Raw genomic sequence first — 14,138 nt, forward strand, 5'->3', positions numbered from 1 at the left:
AAAAATGTCCATGTTAAAAAGTGGAATAACTTAAAAAAAAGTGGAATAACTTAGTCAAAAAGTGGAATAACTTAGTCAAAAAGTGGAATAACTTGGCAAAAAAGTGGAATAACTTGGTAAAAAAGTGGAATAACTTTTTGTGTAATTACGCAAAAAAGGTTAAAAACATAAAAAAACGCTAATTTTTGGTCGGTTTACTAATAACAATAACAATATAACTATATAACTAATATATAAAGAAGAAAAAAAATTTTTTTTTATTTTTTTGAAAAACGAAAAAAGAAAATGTTGAAGAAAAAATTCCTTCGTAGATAAAGCAAATCAAGTCTTCTCACATAGTAAAAAACTTAAGTGAGGGATTTCTATGAACTCACTTCATTTAAGTCATTATGAAGCTTTTCAAATTAAGAAAATAGGTAGCGGCCAAAAATTGTTTTCACGACTCACCAAAAGTGGAATAAGTAGTGAATTCAAAAAGTTATTCCACAAAAAATAAAAAAGTGGAATAACTTTCAAAAAAGTGGAATAACTTTGGAACAAAGTTTATAAATGAAGTTCTTTGGTTCTTATTTGAAGAAATTTTTTTATTCAAAAAAGTGGAATAACATGTGAATAACTTCTGTTTTTAGGAAGTTGTTCCACTTTTTTTTACTAAAAAAAAGAAAATTTTGTCTCTTTTTCTAAAAAAGCTAAAAAAAAAGAAAATTTTTACTCTTTTTTAACTAAATTTTAAAAAATGTCCATTTTAAAAAGTGGAATAACTTAAAAAAAAGTGGAATAACTTAGTCAAAAAGTGGAATAACTTAGTCAAAAAGTGGAATAACTTGGCAAAAAAGTGGAATAACTTGGTAAAAAAGTGGAATAACTTTTTGTGTAATTACGCAAAAAAGGTTAAAAACATAAAAAAACGCTAATTTTTGGTCGGTTTACTAATAACAATAACAATATAACTATATAACTAATATATAAAGAAGAAAAAAAAATTTTTTTTTATTTTTTTGAAAAACGAAAAAAGAAAATGTTGAAGAAAAAATTCCTTCGTAGATAAAGCAAATCAAGTCTTCTCACATAGTAAAAAACTTAAGTGAGGGATTTCTATGAACTCACTTCATTTAAGTCATTATGAAGCTTTTCAAATTAAGAAAATAGGTGGCGGCCAAAAATTGTTTTCACGACTCACCAAAAGTGGAATAAGTAGTGAATTCAAAAAGTTATTCCACAAAAAATAAAAAAGTGGAATAACTTTCAAAAAAGTGGAATAACTTTTTGTGTAATTACGTAAAAAAGGTTAAAAACACAAAAAAACGCTAATTTTTGGTCGGTTTACTAATAACAATAACAATATAACTATATAACTAATATATAAAGAAGAAAAAAAATTTTTTTTTTATTTTTTTGAAAAAAATTAAAAAATGTTTTTGTAAAGAATTAAATATCGTTAAAGATTATGATATATAAAATATATTAACAATAATTATATTTCTTATTATTGTCTTATAAATTTTTTTTAATAATAATTTATGTAAAAAATAAATAACCAATTTAGATTCTTTTTAAAAGAATTGAAAAATTTTTTAAAAACATTAATATTTTAGTTTTTTTAATAAATAAAAAAGTTGTAGACATTTGGATTAATAAGGTGTTTATGACTTTTTTATTTGATGGTGTATAATGTATATATAAAGTCATAGGCATTTTTCTGGAAGTGGGTGTCTGTGACTTTATATTTTTTTTACAAAAAAATAAATAAATAATATAAAAAAAATCTATATAACTTTTGCCGAAGTTATATAGACAATAATGATAAGAAAGTGAGAATAAATAAATGATTTTTATAGAATCATTTTTAAAAATTTTTAATATTGTTTTTTCTTTTTTAAAAGAACAATATTATATTTTATTACAGTTTAGAAATATTAATTTTTCTAATACTGAAAAAATTCTTCCTAATTTAGGAAATTTATTAAATTTTCTTTTTTCGTTTTTAAAAATATCTTTCATTATGATAATAATTTATTTTATCCAAGATATTTTTCAATTATTTTTTAATTTTATTTATTTGATTTTATTTTTAATTAAAAATATTTTTAAAATTTTTTGTTTTCCATTTCGATGGATAACAAATTTTTTGAAAATAAAATTTTGTAAAAATATTAAGGATATAAAAACATGAGAAATAAAAAATATTTTCTATTTATTATTTATGTTTTAATTTTCATAATTTTAATCATTTTATCTTTATTCAATTTTTTCTTTTCGCCTTTTTTTAAAATTCCTTTGAAAGAAGTTAATTTCAAGGAAAAAAAAATTTCTGAAAAAATTAAAGAAATAATTCCTGAAGTAACAAAAGAAATTACTTCTAAAAAAATTATACCTGAAAATAATTTCACTGAAAATATTAATAAAAATATTAATAAAGAAGAAAAAATTATAGAATCACAAATTATTGAAAATAAAATAATTTCTGAAGATAAAAATGAAGAAAATAATTTAAATACAAATTCAAAATCTGAAGAAGAACTTTTGGAAGAGTATTATTCTTTTGTTTCTAAACCTGTTATAGATGAAGAAGAAGAAGTTTTTTCAAATCAAAAAAAAAATTATTTAAGTAATATTGATGATATTGGAAAAACAATATTTCAAGAAATATTTCCTGAATTAACTCATTTTAGAGATATAGATATTAGAGGTAAAACTTTTGATGAAGTAGATGAAATAACAGAAAAATATATCCTTATGCAAAATAATATTTCTTCTGAAGAAAAAAATAAAATTGTAAATAATTATCATTATAAACCTTGGTTTGTTAAATTTTCAAAAAATAACGAAAAAAATTTATTAGAAAATATTGTTGGAGTTGATTCTTTGCTTTTGGCTACAACTAGAATTCCTGTTTTATTTTAATTTAAAGTTTTTACTTTTATTTAAAGTATAGGCGAAGTAAGTTCGCCTACAAATTTTTTAATAAAAGAAATCAAACAACTTAAAGTAATAAAGAAAAAAATTAATGAAAAAAATAAATATGAAAAACAAAAATTTGATATTAATAATATAAATTCAGCTATTCAAAAAATTAAAGAAAATCTTCAAATACCAGCATTATTAAAATCATTAATTTACCTTTTCAATATAACTTGTAATTTTAAATTTTTTTTCATGAGGATAATAAATCTTCTATGGTTTTTAATCTTTCTTTTACAAAAATAAATTACATTGTTATTATTGTTTAGAAATTTTTTATTTTTGTTTTTTGAAAAATTCAAAATTAACTTTTATTTAAATACTTATTTAATTTATATCAAAAATATAAAATTCCAATTTAATTACAATAAATGTAATTTTTTAAAAAAGTTATTACTTTGTTTAATATTTTTCCATATTATTATCATTTTCTTTTTAAGAAAAAAAGAAAAATACTAAAAATACTTATTTTATTAAATTTTTACTTTAACTTTATCTTAAAAGCATAAAAGAATAAATAAATCTTTTAAAAAAATTATAAATTTTTAGAAGGAAAATTATTGATATAAAAAATACATTATAATGAAAAATTTTTAAATTAATTTAAATTGTTCATAACAAAAATATTATTTTTTAATATAATTTTATTGACAATGTTTTTATTTTTTTAAAAAATTTTTAAATAAAACAAATAAAAAATAAAATTAATAATTACTAAATTTGTTTATAAGTAAGTAAATAAAATAAAGCGTTTTTAACTATTTACTAATAAAGTTTTTGTTTTATTTTTATAAGGTTTCTTAGGAAAAATGTTATTTAATCTTTAGAATTCTAGAATTCTAAAAAAGAAATATTTTTTAAAGTATTACTAAAAAATATAATAACTTTTTATTTCTAATTTCTATTTAAAAGAAATAAAAGATTTTTTTAAATCAAACAATTTCAGTATACATAAAAAATGTTATAGACATTTTAACTTAAATTAGGTGTCTTATATGGCTTTTTTATATTTATATAATTTTTATATAATTTTATATAATATTTTATTTACAAATTAAAGTAATAAAAATTAATATAAAAAATCATGTAAAAGTAAAATGTCTTGACTTTTATGTTTTTGTTTATAAAATTAAATTAAATAAAAAAAATATATACAATCAATTTTGCTATAATTATACAGATACACATTAAATGAAAGCAGGTTTAATCAATGACTATAATTGAACTATTTATTAACATTTTAAATCTTATTTTTTCTTTTTTAAAAGAGCAATGCCAAAGTCTTTTACAATTTAAAAATGTTTACTTTTCAAATAAAACAAACTTTCTTCCTAGTTTAGGCAGACTTGGAGTTTATATAATTGCTTTAACAAAGATAATATTTTTTATTATATTAATTTACTTTATTAAAGATATTTTGCATATTGCGTATTATTTTTACTTTTGCAAATTACTTTTTTTATATTATACAAAAATTAGTAAAAGTAAAATATTTTCTTCTTCGTTTTATAACACAATTTTTAAAAAAGCTAAAAAAAGAAAATTTTTACTCTTTTTTGACCAAATTTTAAAAAATATCAATTTCAAAAAGTGGAATAACTTTTTGTGTAATTACTTAAAAAAGGTTAAAAACACAAAAAAACGCTAATTTTTGGTCGGTTTACTAATAACAATAACAATATAACTATATAACTAATATATAAAGAAGAAAAAAAAATTTTTTTTATTTTTTTTGAAAAACGAAAAAAGAAAATGTTGAAGAAAAAATTCCTTCGTAGATAAAGCAAATCCAGTTTTCTAACGTGGGAAAAAATTTCTGTGAAGGTTTTTTCCTCCCCTCTATAAACTCTTTACTTTATACTTTATCTAAAGCATATTTAGGTTTTGGCATTATTGGACAAATGCGGCCAAAATATTTTTAGTACGATTTACTAAAAGTGGAATCTTATAAGAAAAAGATAAAAAAGAAATTTTTTTAAATTTAAAAAAATAAATATTAATAAAACTTAATATAAAGTATAAAAAATTTTTTCAAAAAATATAAAATAAAAAAGCGTAATAATCATTTTTTTAAAAAAGTTATTTAATAAAAAATAAAAAAGTTATTTTTTATTTAAAAAATAAAGTTAAAATATAATTATAAAAGAAATTATTTATTTTATTTATTATCAAAAAAAATTATTGTATTTATATTTTTTTATTAAAAAAAATTTATTTTTGTTTTATTTATGTTTATGTTATTGATAATTTATTTTTTTAATTATTTTTGAAAATTTTTTTATTTTAATTAAAATATTTTATGAAAAAAAGTTATTTTTGTTTTATTTATTTTAGAAATAATTTATTTTTGAATTTTGGGAAAAGGTGATTTATTTAATATGAAAATAGTTTACGATAGTTATCCTAATGGTAATGTATTTGAATTTGCAATGAGATTAGATTATAAATCCGAGAGAATTGAAGAATTCCAAAATTTAGATGATGAAGAAATTTTTTTAATAACTAAAACAGTTAAATTTGGAGAAATATCTAATGTTACTGAAGAATTCTTAAAAAAATATTCTTATTTAGTTGTAGGATTGGCTGTTTCAGGAAATAAAAATTATGGTATTAATTTTGGCAAAGCAGGAGAATTGATAGAAAAAAAATACAAAATTCCTTTGATACTAAAATTTGAAGGAAAGGGTTTTGATGAGGATTTACAATATATTAAAAAATGGTTAAAAGAGTATAAAAATATGGATATAGAATCGAAAAAAAATAAAAATAATAAAATAAAACCTTGGATTTATTTAAATAATCAAATAATTAATGATAAAGGAGAAATAAAAGATTTAAAAAAAGATAAAGAAGCATTAAAATCTTTTTTTTTGGAGGAAGTTATTCCAAAATTAAAAAAATTTAATTCTTTAAAAGAAAAAATATCTTTCTTGATAAAAGAAGAATATTATGAAGAAGAATTTTTTAAGAAATATTCTTATGAAGAAATAAAAGAAATTTATAAAATAGCTTATGATGCAAAATTTCGTTTTCCTTCTTTTATTGGAGCTTTTAAGTTTTATAAAGATTATTCATTAAAAACTTCAAATAAGGAACAATATTTAGAAACTTATGAAGATAGATTATCTGTTAATGCTTTATATCATGCTTCTGGAAATTTCGAATTAGCTAAAACTCTTATAAAGAATCTTATTAAACAAAATTTTACTCCTGCTACACCTATATTGTTAAATACAGGATTAAAAAATAGGGGAGAATTTGTTTCTTGTTTTTTGTTAGAAGCTGGAGATTCTTTGAATGATATTTCTAGAATTTTAGAATTTTCTATGCAACTTTCTAAAATAGGAGGAGGAGTTTCTATTAATTTATCTAATTTAAGAGCTAAAGGTGAATCAATTAAAAAAATTAAAAATGTTTGCAAAGGAGTTATAGGAGTTGCTAAATTATTAGATTATGCATTTCGTTATGCAGATCAAATGGGTCAAAGATTAGGAGCTGGAGCTGCTTATTTAAATGTTTTTCACGCAGATATTGAAGATTTTTTAAATTCTAAAAAACTTAATGCTGATGAAGATGTAAGATTAAAAACATTATCATTAGGTGTTGTAATCCCTAATAAAATGATAGAATTAGCGAAAAATAATCAAAAAATGGCTCTTTTTTTTCCTCATAATGTTTTTCAAGAATATAAATTAAATTTTTCTGATATTAGTGTTGAAATGGATAAATGGTATGATGTTTTAATAAAAAATCCTAAAATAAAGAAAAAATTTATTAATCCAAGAAATTTATTAGAAATAATAGCCCAAATCCAAGGAGAGTCTGGATATCCTTATATAATGTTTTGTGACAATGCTAATGAAAAAAATACTTCATTTCAAAAAATAAAATTTTCTAATTTGTGTACGGAAATTTTACAACCTTCTATAACTTCTCATTACGGTGATTATGATAATAGAGAAAAAGATAAAATAGGTATGGATATATCCTGTAATCTTTCTTCCGGACATATGGAAAATATGATAAAAAATAATTCTATAAAAGAAACTGTTTTTTCTGCTATGGAAATTATGAATTCTGTTTCTTTAAAAACTAAAATAAGTTATGTTCCTGCAGTTTTTAAAGCTAATAAATTAAATAGAAGTGTTGGTTTTGGTATTATGGGACATCATGGTTTTATAGCCAAAGAGATGATAGATTTTGGAAGTCCCGAAGATATAGAATTGATAGATGTATTTTTTAATATTGTTAATTTTTATTCTCTTTTGCATTCTAATAATAAAGCTAAAGAAACTGGCGAAAAGTTTTTTAAATTTGAAGAATCTACTTATGCTAATGGAAAATATTTTGAAGATAAAAAAGCTATTTTTCCTAGTTCAGAGAAAATAAAAAAAATTTTTCAAGGAATTGAAATTCCAACAGATGAAGATTGGAATAAATTGAAAAAAAATGTTATAAAATATGGGTTATATAATTCACATAGGTTAGCAATAGCTCCTAATGGTTCTATAGGGTATATTATGTCTGCAACTCCTTCGCTAACACCTATTAAACAATTAGTAGAAGAAAGAACTTATGGAAATTCAAAAACTTATTTTCCTGCTCCGCATTTAGAAGAATTTGCTTTTATGTATCAAACCGCTTATAAAATGGATAAATATAAAATAATAGATGTTGTTAGTACTGCACAAAAACATATAGATCAAGGAATTTCTTTTGAACTTTGTATTACTTCAGATATAAATACTAGAGAGTTGCAAAGATATTATTTGTATGCAAATTACAAAAAAATTAAAACTCTTTATTATACAAGAACTCAAAAATTAAAAATATTTGAATGTGAAAGTTGTGGAATTTAATTTTAAAAAAAAATTATTTTTTCATTTTTTATTATTATGATAAATATTTAATTTTCTAAATCTCAAGAAATAATAAAAATAATATTTTTTGATTTTCTATTTTTATTATTTTTTGTTTAAAATTTTTTTAATTAAATCTAAATTTTAAAATAATATAAATATAAAAAATATTTTTTTACTTAATAAATAATTTAATTATACTTTTATATGAAATTTTATTGTTGGAAAATAAAACTTAAAAGGTAAATAAAATGAAAGAAAAAGAGTTGTCTAATCAAAATCAAGTTATTTGGAATAATATTTTAAATGATTTATCTCTTATTTATAGTGATGAGGTTTTTCAAGAAAATTTCGCTTATATGAAAAAACCTTACAAAATAGAAAATGGAATTTTTTTTCTTTTGGTTGAGAATGATTTTATAAAAAGAAAAATTTCTAATTTTTATATAGATAAAATAGAAGAAATTTCAAAAAAATATTCTGAAGAAAAAATTTTTTTTGAGTTTATTTCTAAAAAAGAAATAAAAAATGATTTAGTACAGGAAAATAATGATTTTTTAGAAAATAAAAAAATTAATTTTAATAGTTTTCATCAAGGTAATTTAGATCCAGAATATACTTTTGAGAATTTTGTTTCTGGAGAAAGTAATAATTTTGCTTTTCAAATGGCTAAAAAAGTTGCTGAATCAAATAAATTTTTTGTAAACCCATTATATATTTTTGGTTCTGTTGGGTTAGGAAAAACTCATCTTATGCAGGCTATTGGAAATTATTTTTTAAAAAAAAATCCTAAAAAGAAAGTTTTGTATATAAAAGCTGATTCCTTTATTGAAGATTTTACTCATCAATTAAAAAAAGAGAAAATGGAAGATTTTAATAATAAATATAGAAATATAGATGTTTTATTAATAGATGATATTCAAATGATGTCAGAAGCAAAAAGAACTCAAATGGAATTTTTTAAACTTTTTGATTATCTTAATCTTAATAAAAAACAAATAGTTATAACAAGTGATAAACCTATTTCTGAATTAAATGATATTATGGAAAGGTTAACAAATAGATTTAAAGCAGGATTAGTAGTAGATGTTAAAAAACCAGATTCCAAGCATCGTTTAAATATTTTAAGAAAAAAATTTTTTGAAATACAAGGAAATAGTTTAATAAAAAAAGAAATTTTAGAATTTATTTCTTCTAATTTTTATGATAATATTAGAGAAATGGAAGGTGCTTTATTGAGGTTAATGAATTATACAAATTTTCATAATATGGAAATTAATTTAAAAAATACTATTAATTCTCTTGAACCTCTATTAAAAACTAAAAAAAAGCCTCTTAAGGAGGAATTGGATTTTGAAAAAATAAAAAGTGTTTTGAGTGAAGTTTATAATATTGAAATTCGAGATTTCGTCAGTAAAAAAAGATATTCTAATTTAACTTTGCCTAGATGTGTTGCTATTTATTTTATGAAAAATATTCAGAATATTTCTTATAAAAATATTAGTTTTCTTTTTAAGAGAAAATATTCTACAATTGTTAAATCTTTTAAAAAAATAGAAAAACAAATTGCTGTTGATAAACAACTAAGAAATATATTGCAATTAGTTTCTGACAAAATAAATTAATTTAAAAAAATTTTTAAGGAAAAAATAAAGAAATAATAAATATGAATTTTGAAATTAAAAAAGAAGTTTTTTTACATTATCTTAACCAGATGCAAAAAATACTTCCACAAAAAACTCTTTTTCCACCAAATTTATATATTAAAATTACAATGAAAGAAGATTATTTCTTTTTGGAAGTTAATAATGCTAATGTTTCTGTTAGAAAAAAAGTTAAAGATGATAGTTTAAAAGTTATTCAACAAGGTTCTATAACAGTTTTAGGAAAACATTTTACAGATATTATTAAAAAAATTGATCATGATTTTTTAAAAATGGCTACTATGGAGAAAAGATTTTTAATTATTCAAACTGAGACTTCTGAATATAAATTAAAAACTATGAATCCTGATTTATTTCCATTTTTAAGTGATTTTTCTTTTGATTTTGAAAATTGTTTTGAAATTGAAAGTGAATGTTTAATTAAATTGATTAAAGAAACTATTGTTGCTGCTTCTAAAGAAAAAACAAAAGTTATTTTAACTGGTTTAAATTTAATTTATAAAAAACCTTTTTTAACTGCTATTGCAACTGATTATTTTAGAGTTAGTCAAAAAAAAATTCCACTAAATATTGATTATTCTGATTTTAATGTAGTTGTTCCAGTGAAAAGTTTGGAAGAATTAAATAAGTTATTGGAACAACAAGAAGAAAAAGTTTTAAAAATTTCTATAAATGAACAAAAATTTTGTTTAAATACTGATTCTTTATCTTTTCAAACTATTCTTTTAGAAGGTGAATATCCTAAAATTCCTAAAATTAAAGAAGATAAATTTTGTCATTTTTTTACGTTAAATAGAGTTAATTTAATTAAAATTTTAGAAAGATTGTCTTTATTTCTTCCTAAAGAAGGAGATATTTCTGAAAATATAGTTGAATTTAAAATTAACGAAAAAAGCAAAGTAGAAATTTCTTCTTGTAGTGAAATTATAGGAAAAGCTATTGAAGAGATTGAAATTTTAGAAGAATTTTTGCAGAATAATTATAAAACTGCTTTTAATCTAAAGTCTTTAGAAGAAATTTTAAAAGTTTTTCCTACAAAGTATATTGATTTTCGGTTTGAAATTCCAACAAAACCTTTTATAATTTCTAATTCGGAAAATCCTAGTCTTTTGTATTTGATTTTCCCTTTTTTTAATAAATAAAATAATTATAAAAATTTTTTATTATTTTCTAATTAATAAAAATTAATAAAAATTAAACAAAGGTATATTGAGTAAAATGAATATTGTAAAAAATAAAAATGATTCTTTATTTTCTTTATTAAGTTTTTCTGGAAAAATTTTTTTTTGTTTTGTTTTATTTATAACTATTTTTACATTTGTAATTGATATACAATCTTCTTATTATGTGAAAAAATTAAATTTTTTACAAATTATTAGATCTTTAATGTTTTTTTTTACAAAACAAACTATTTTTTTTATTTTAATTGTTTTATTACTTTTTTTGTTTAATATTAAAAATAAAAAATTATATTATTATATCTTTTTTATGTCTATTGTAGATGCGTTAATAATTGGTGTTGTTTATAATACTATTCTTTCTGCTCTTTGGACTACTAAAAGTGATATTTATAAATTTTCAATATTTTTTCAAAAAAATAATTTTGATTTTAGTCAAAATTTTTTATATCAAATTTATGAATCACATGTTATTAGTATATTTCAACATTTATTAGTTCCTTTTTTTTATTTTTTGTTTTTTTTGTTTTTTGTTCCTTTAGAATTTAAAATTAATAAAAAAATTTTTTATACTTTTTTTCATTGTTTAGGTTATTTATTTTTTTGGTTTTTGTGTCTTTTTATTGTAGAAGGATGTCATAATATTTCTTCTAGCGATGATTGTTGGTTACCTTATTTTACTATTCAATGTCCAATTCATGGAGAGTTATTTGGAAAACAAATATTTGGTTTTAGTCATGAATTAGCAGTTTTGATTAGGATTTTTTTCTTAACTATTTTATTTACCTTTATTTTTGCTATGGTTTTTTCTTTAAAAAATAATTTAAATAAAAAATTTTTATTTAGAAAAAAAAATGTAATTTAAATATTTTTAAAAATTTTTCAAATATTAATATTTAAATTTATTTTTCAATAAAAAATCGTTCCTAACATAAAAATAAATAAATAAATAAATTAAATGGAATTGAAATTGAGAATATAATTTTATGTCAATGTTTATTAAAAAAAAAAAGAGATTAGTTACTGGAATTAAACCTACGGGTGATTTAACATTAGGAAATTATTTAGGAATAATTAAACCTTTGCTGTTTTTTCAAAAAAAATTTTGTCATGAATATGAAATTTATTTTTTTATTGCTGATTTGCATGCTTTGACTACTGTTCAAGATGCTAATTTATTAAAAAAAAATATTTATAATATAATTTTTATTTGTTTAGCTTCTGGTTTAGATTTGGAAAAAATTAATTTATTTGTTCAATCTGATGTTCCTCAACATTCTTATTTGCATTATATTATGGAAAGTGTATCTTATTATGGCGAAATGAATCGTATGATTCAATTTAAAAAAAATAAAAATATTGAAAATAAAAATTTAAGAATTTCTTTATTTACTTATCCTATTTTAATGGCTTCTGATATTTTAATTTATGAACCTGATATTGTACCTGTAGGAGAAGATCAAAAACAACACTTAGAACTTACTCGTACTTTGGCTAGACGTTTTAATTCTTTGTATGGAAAAATATTTAAAGTTCCTAATTTTTTTAAGTCAGGAGAAATTATAAAATCTTTAAAAAATCCAATTAATAAGATGAGTAAAAGTTCACAAAACAATAATTTTGATGATAAAGGATGTATTTTTATTTTAGATGAATTGGAAATAATTAGGGAAAAAATTCTTAAATCAGTAACTGATTCTGATAATAAAATAAAATATAATGTTTCACAAAAACCTGGTATTTCTAATCTTTTGAATATTTATTCTTCTTTTAAAGGTTGTAGTATATCTCAGTCTGAAGATTTTTTTAAAAATTATTCTTATATGCAGTTTAAAAAAATAGTTTCTGATTTAGTTGTGGAAAAAATCGGAATTATTCAGAAAAAATTTTATTTTTTAAGAAATCAACCTTTTTCTTTTGAAAATATTTTAAAAAAAAATACTATTAAAATGCAAACAATGGCTGATAAAAAGATCAAATTGTTAAAAGAAAAATTAGGAATAGGAATTTTAAAATAAAATTTTTAAAATTTTATTTATTTTTTAAAATATTGACATTAATTTTTTTATTTGATAGAATTACGCTAGATATGAAAAAAAATAAGTGATTTTGAAAGAAATTTTTTTAAAAATTATTGAATTTATTTTTTTATAAAATTATTGAAAATTAAATTATAAATGAAATAAAAATAAGTATAAATTAATGTTTTTTAAAAACTCCTTATCTTATTTATATTAATAAATTAAGATCAAAAGACCATAAGGAAAGGTTATTAATAATTTAGATGAAAAAATATGAGATAATGTATATTTTAAATCCTACATTAGACGATAAAAGTATAAAAAATATTACTAATAATATTAATAATATTTTTAAAGAAGGAAAAATTTTAGATTTTAAAGGTCCAGAATTAAAGACTTTAGCTTATTCTATCAAAAAATTTTCTCAAGGATTTTATGTTAATTTTTTTGTTTATGCTAATAATGAAATGATTAAAGAATTTCATCGTATATCTAATATCCAAGAAGATATAATTCGTTTTGTTGTTGTTAAAATTAGTGAAGAAAAGGAAGAAAATATTAATGATTAATTTTGTTTGTTTAACTGGTAGAATCACAAAAGATCCTGAATTGGTTCTTGTTAATGGGAATATTCCTTTAGTAAATTTTACTTTAGCTGTTAATAGAAATTTTAAAAATTCTTCAGGAATATATGAAACTGATTTTATTCGTTGTGTTGCTTGGCGTCAACAAGCTGAAACTTTATGTAAATATATCACAAAAGGTTCTTTAATAGGTATCGAAGGCAATATTAGAGTTAGTAATTATGATAATATTGAAAATAATCAAAAACAATTTGTTACGAAAATTAATTGTAATTCAATCCATTTTTTAGAGTTTAAAAAAGATAATTTTAAAATGAATGGTAAAAATGAAGATCATTTAATGAAACATAATTTAAATAATGATGAGTTGGAAATTAATGAAAAAGAAAAAGACCAAAATTATGAAGAAATCAAAATAGAAGAAGATGATGGATTAGCTTTTTAATTTTTCAAAATAAAAAATTTTAAATAAATCAGGTGTTAAAATAAAATGCAAAAACCAAAAAAATATTTAAAAAGACGTCGTAAAGTTTGTTTTTTTACTCAAAATAAGTTTACTTATATTGATTTTAAAAATGTGGAATTATTGAGTAAATTTATTACTAGTAAAGGAAAAATTTTACCTAGTAGAACTACTGGAACTTCGGCCAAATGGCAAAGAAGATTAGCTAAAGCTATTAAATTAGCTCGTATTATGGCTTTGATACCTTTTGTGGCATAGTTAAAATTAAATAAACAAGCAAATAGCTCGTTTATTTTTTTTATATACTTATTATTTTTTTTTATGTTCTAAAAAGAAAAATAAATAATAAAATATAAAAAAATAATATTTAATATTTATGATAAAATGTTTTTTTATAAATTTAATATA

The 14,138-nt window shown here is 19.4% G+C and carries 10 protein-coding genes; all 10 read left to right on the plus strand.

The features are described 5' to 3' along the window. The first annotated feature begins 1,825 nt into the window (after nt 1-1,825). The 10 genes from FEF22_RS00285 to rpsR all read left to right on the plus strand — a co-directional run bounded on the left by FEF22_RS00285 (nt 1,826) and on the right by rpsR (nt 13,988). Complete coding sequence (locus FEF22_RS00285; protein ID WP_138107862.1) at nt 1,826-2,173, plus strand: hypothetical protein; 348 nt, start codon at nt 1,826-1,828, stop codon at nt 2,171-2,173. Further along, nucleotides 2,170-2,904, plus strand: a complete 735-nt coding sequence (locus FEF22_RS00290; RefSeq protein WP_138107861.1) for a hypothetical protein — start codon at nt 2,170-2,172, stop codon at nt 2,902-2,904. Before FEF22_RS00285 ends, FEF22_RS00290 begins: the two co-directional genes overlap by 4 nt. Nucleotides 2,905-5,339: 2,435 nt before the next feature. Then, complete coding sequence (nrdE, locus tag FEF22_RS00295; RefSeq protein ID WP_138107860.1) at nt 5,340-7,820, plus strand: class 1b ribonucleoside-diphosphate reductase subunit alpha; 2,481 nt, start codon at nt 5,340-5,342, stop codon at nt 7,818-7,820. A gap of 251 nt (nt 7,821-8,071) precedes the next feature. Then, complete coding sequence (gene dnaA / locus FEF22_RS00300; protein WP_138107859.1) at nt 8,072-9,445, plus strand: chromosomal replication initiator protein DnaA; 1,374 nt, start codon at nt 8,072-8,074, stop codon at nt 9,443-9,445. Nucleotides 9,446-9,486: 41 nt separating this feature from the next. Beyond that, nucleotides 9,487-10,626 carry a DNA polymerase III subunit beta gene (gene dnaN, locus FEF22_RS00305; protein WP_138107858.1) on the plus strand — a complete coding sequence of 380 codons (1,140 nt, stop codon included), beginning with the start codon at nt 9,487-9,489 and terminating at the stop codon, nt 10,624-10,626. Between the two features lie 76 nt (nt 10,627-10,702). Continuing rightward, complete coding sequence (locus FEF22_RS00310; protein WP_138107857.1) at nt 10,703-11,527, plus strand: hypothetical protein; 825 nt, start codon at nt 10,703-10,705, stop codon at nt 11,525-11,527. Between the two features lie 127 nt (nt 11,528-11,654). Beyond that, nucleotides 11,655-12,680, plus strand: a complete 1,026-nt coding sequence (gene trpS, locus FEF22_RS00315) for a tryptophan--tRNA ligase (RefSeq protein ID WP_308699397.1) — start codon at nt 11,655-11,657, stop codon at nt 12,678-12,680. Nucleotides 12,681-12,946: 266 nt separating this feature from the next. Continuing rightward, complete coding sequence (gene rpsF, locus FEF22_RS00320; protein ID WP_138107855.1) at nt 12,947-13,252, plus strand: 30S ribosomal protein S6; 306 nt, start codon at nt 12,947-12,949, stop codon at nt 13,250-13,252. Then, on the plus strand, nt 13,245-13,712 hold the full coding sequence (locus FEF22_RS00325) for a single-stranded DNA-binding protein (RefSeq protein WP_138107854.1): 468 nt from the start codon (nt 13,245-13,247) through the stop codon (nt 13,710-13,712). The genes rpsF and FEF22_RS00325 overlap by 8 nt, the downstream gene beginning before the upstream one ends. Before the next feature lie 45 nt (nt 13,713-13,757). Continuing rightward, nucleotides 13,758-13,988, plus strand: a complete 231-nt coding sequence (gene rpsR / locus FEF22_RS00330) for a 30S ribosomal protein S18 (protein ID WP_138107853.1) — start codon at nt 13,758-13,760, stop codon at nt 13,986-13,988. The last annotated feature ends 150 nt before the right edge of the window (nt 13,989-14,138 follow it).

Origin of the sequence: Texas Phoenix palm phytoplasma, from assembly GCF_005774685.2 — a bacterium.
Classification (GTDB): Bacteria; Bacillota_I; Bacilli_A; order Acholeplasmatales; family Acholeplasmataceae; genus Phytoplasma.

Bases quoted from the DNA above. Each gene is read 5' to 3' on its own strand.
- FEF22_RS00325 (WP_138107854.1), top strand. From the start codon at position 13,245: ATGATTAATTTTGTTTGTTTAACTGGTAGAATCACAAAAGATCCTGAA.
- rpsR (WP_138107853.1), top strand. From the start codon at position 13,758: ATGCAAAAACCAAAAAAATATTTAAAAAGACGTCGTAAAGTTTGTTTT.
- rpsF (WP_138107855.1), top strand. From the start codon at position 12,947: ATGAAAAAATATGAGATAATGTATATTTTAAATCCTACATTAGACGAT.
- dnaN (WP_138107858.1), top strand. From the start codon at position 9,487: ATGAATTTTGAAATTAAAAAAGAAGTTTTTTTACATTATCTTAACCAG.
- nrdE (WP_138107860.1), top strand. From the start codon at position 5,340: ATGAAAATAGTTTACGATAGTTATCCTAATGGTAATGTATTTGAATTT.
- FEF22_RS00290 (WP_138107861.1), top strand. From the start codon at position 2,170: ATGAGAAATAAAAAATATTTTCTATTTATTATTTATGTTTTAATTTTC.
- dnaA (WP_138107859.1), top strand. From the start codon at position 8,072: ATGAAAGAAAAAGAGTTGTCTAATCAAAATCAAGTTATTTGGAATAAT.
- trpS (WP_308699397.1), top strand. From the start codon at position 11,655: ATGTTTATTAAAAAAAAAAAGAGATTAGTTACTGGAATTAAACCTACG.
- FEF22_RS00285 (WP_138107862.1), top strand. From the start codon at position 1,826: ATGATTTTTATAGAATCATTTTTAAAAATTTTTAATATTGTTTTTTCT.
- FEF22_RS00310 (WP_138107857.1), top strand. From the start codon at position 10,703: ATGAATATTGTAAAAAATAAAAATGATTCTTTATTTTCTTTATTAAGT.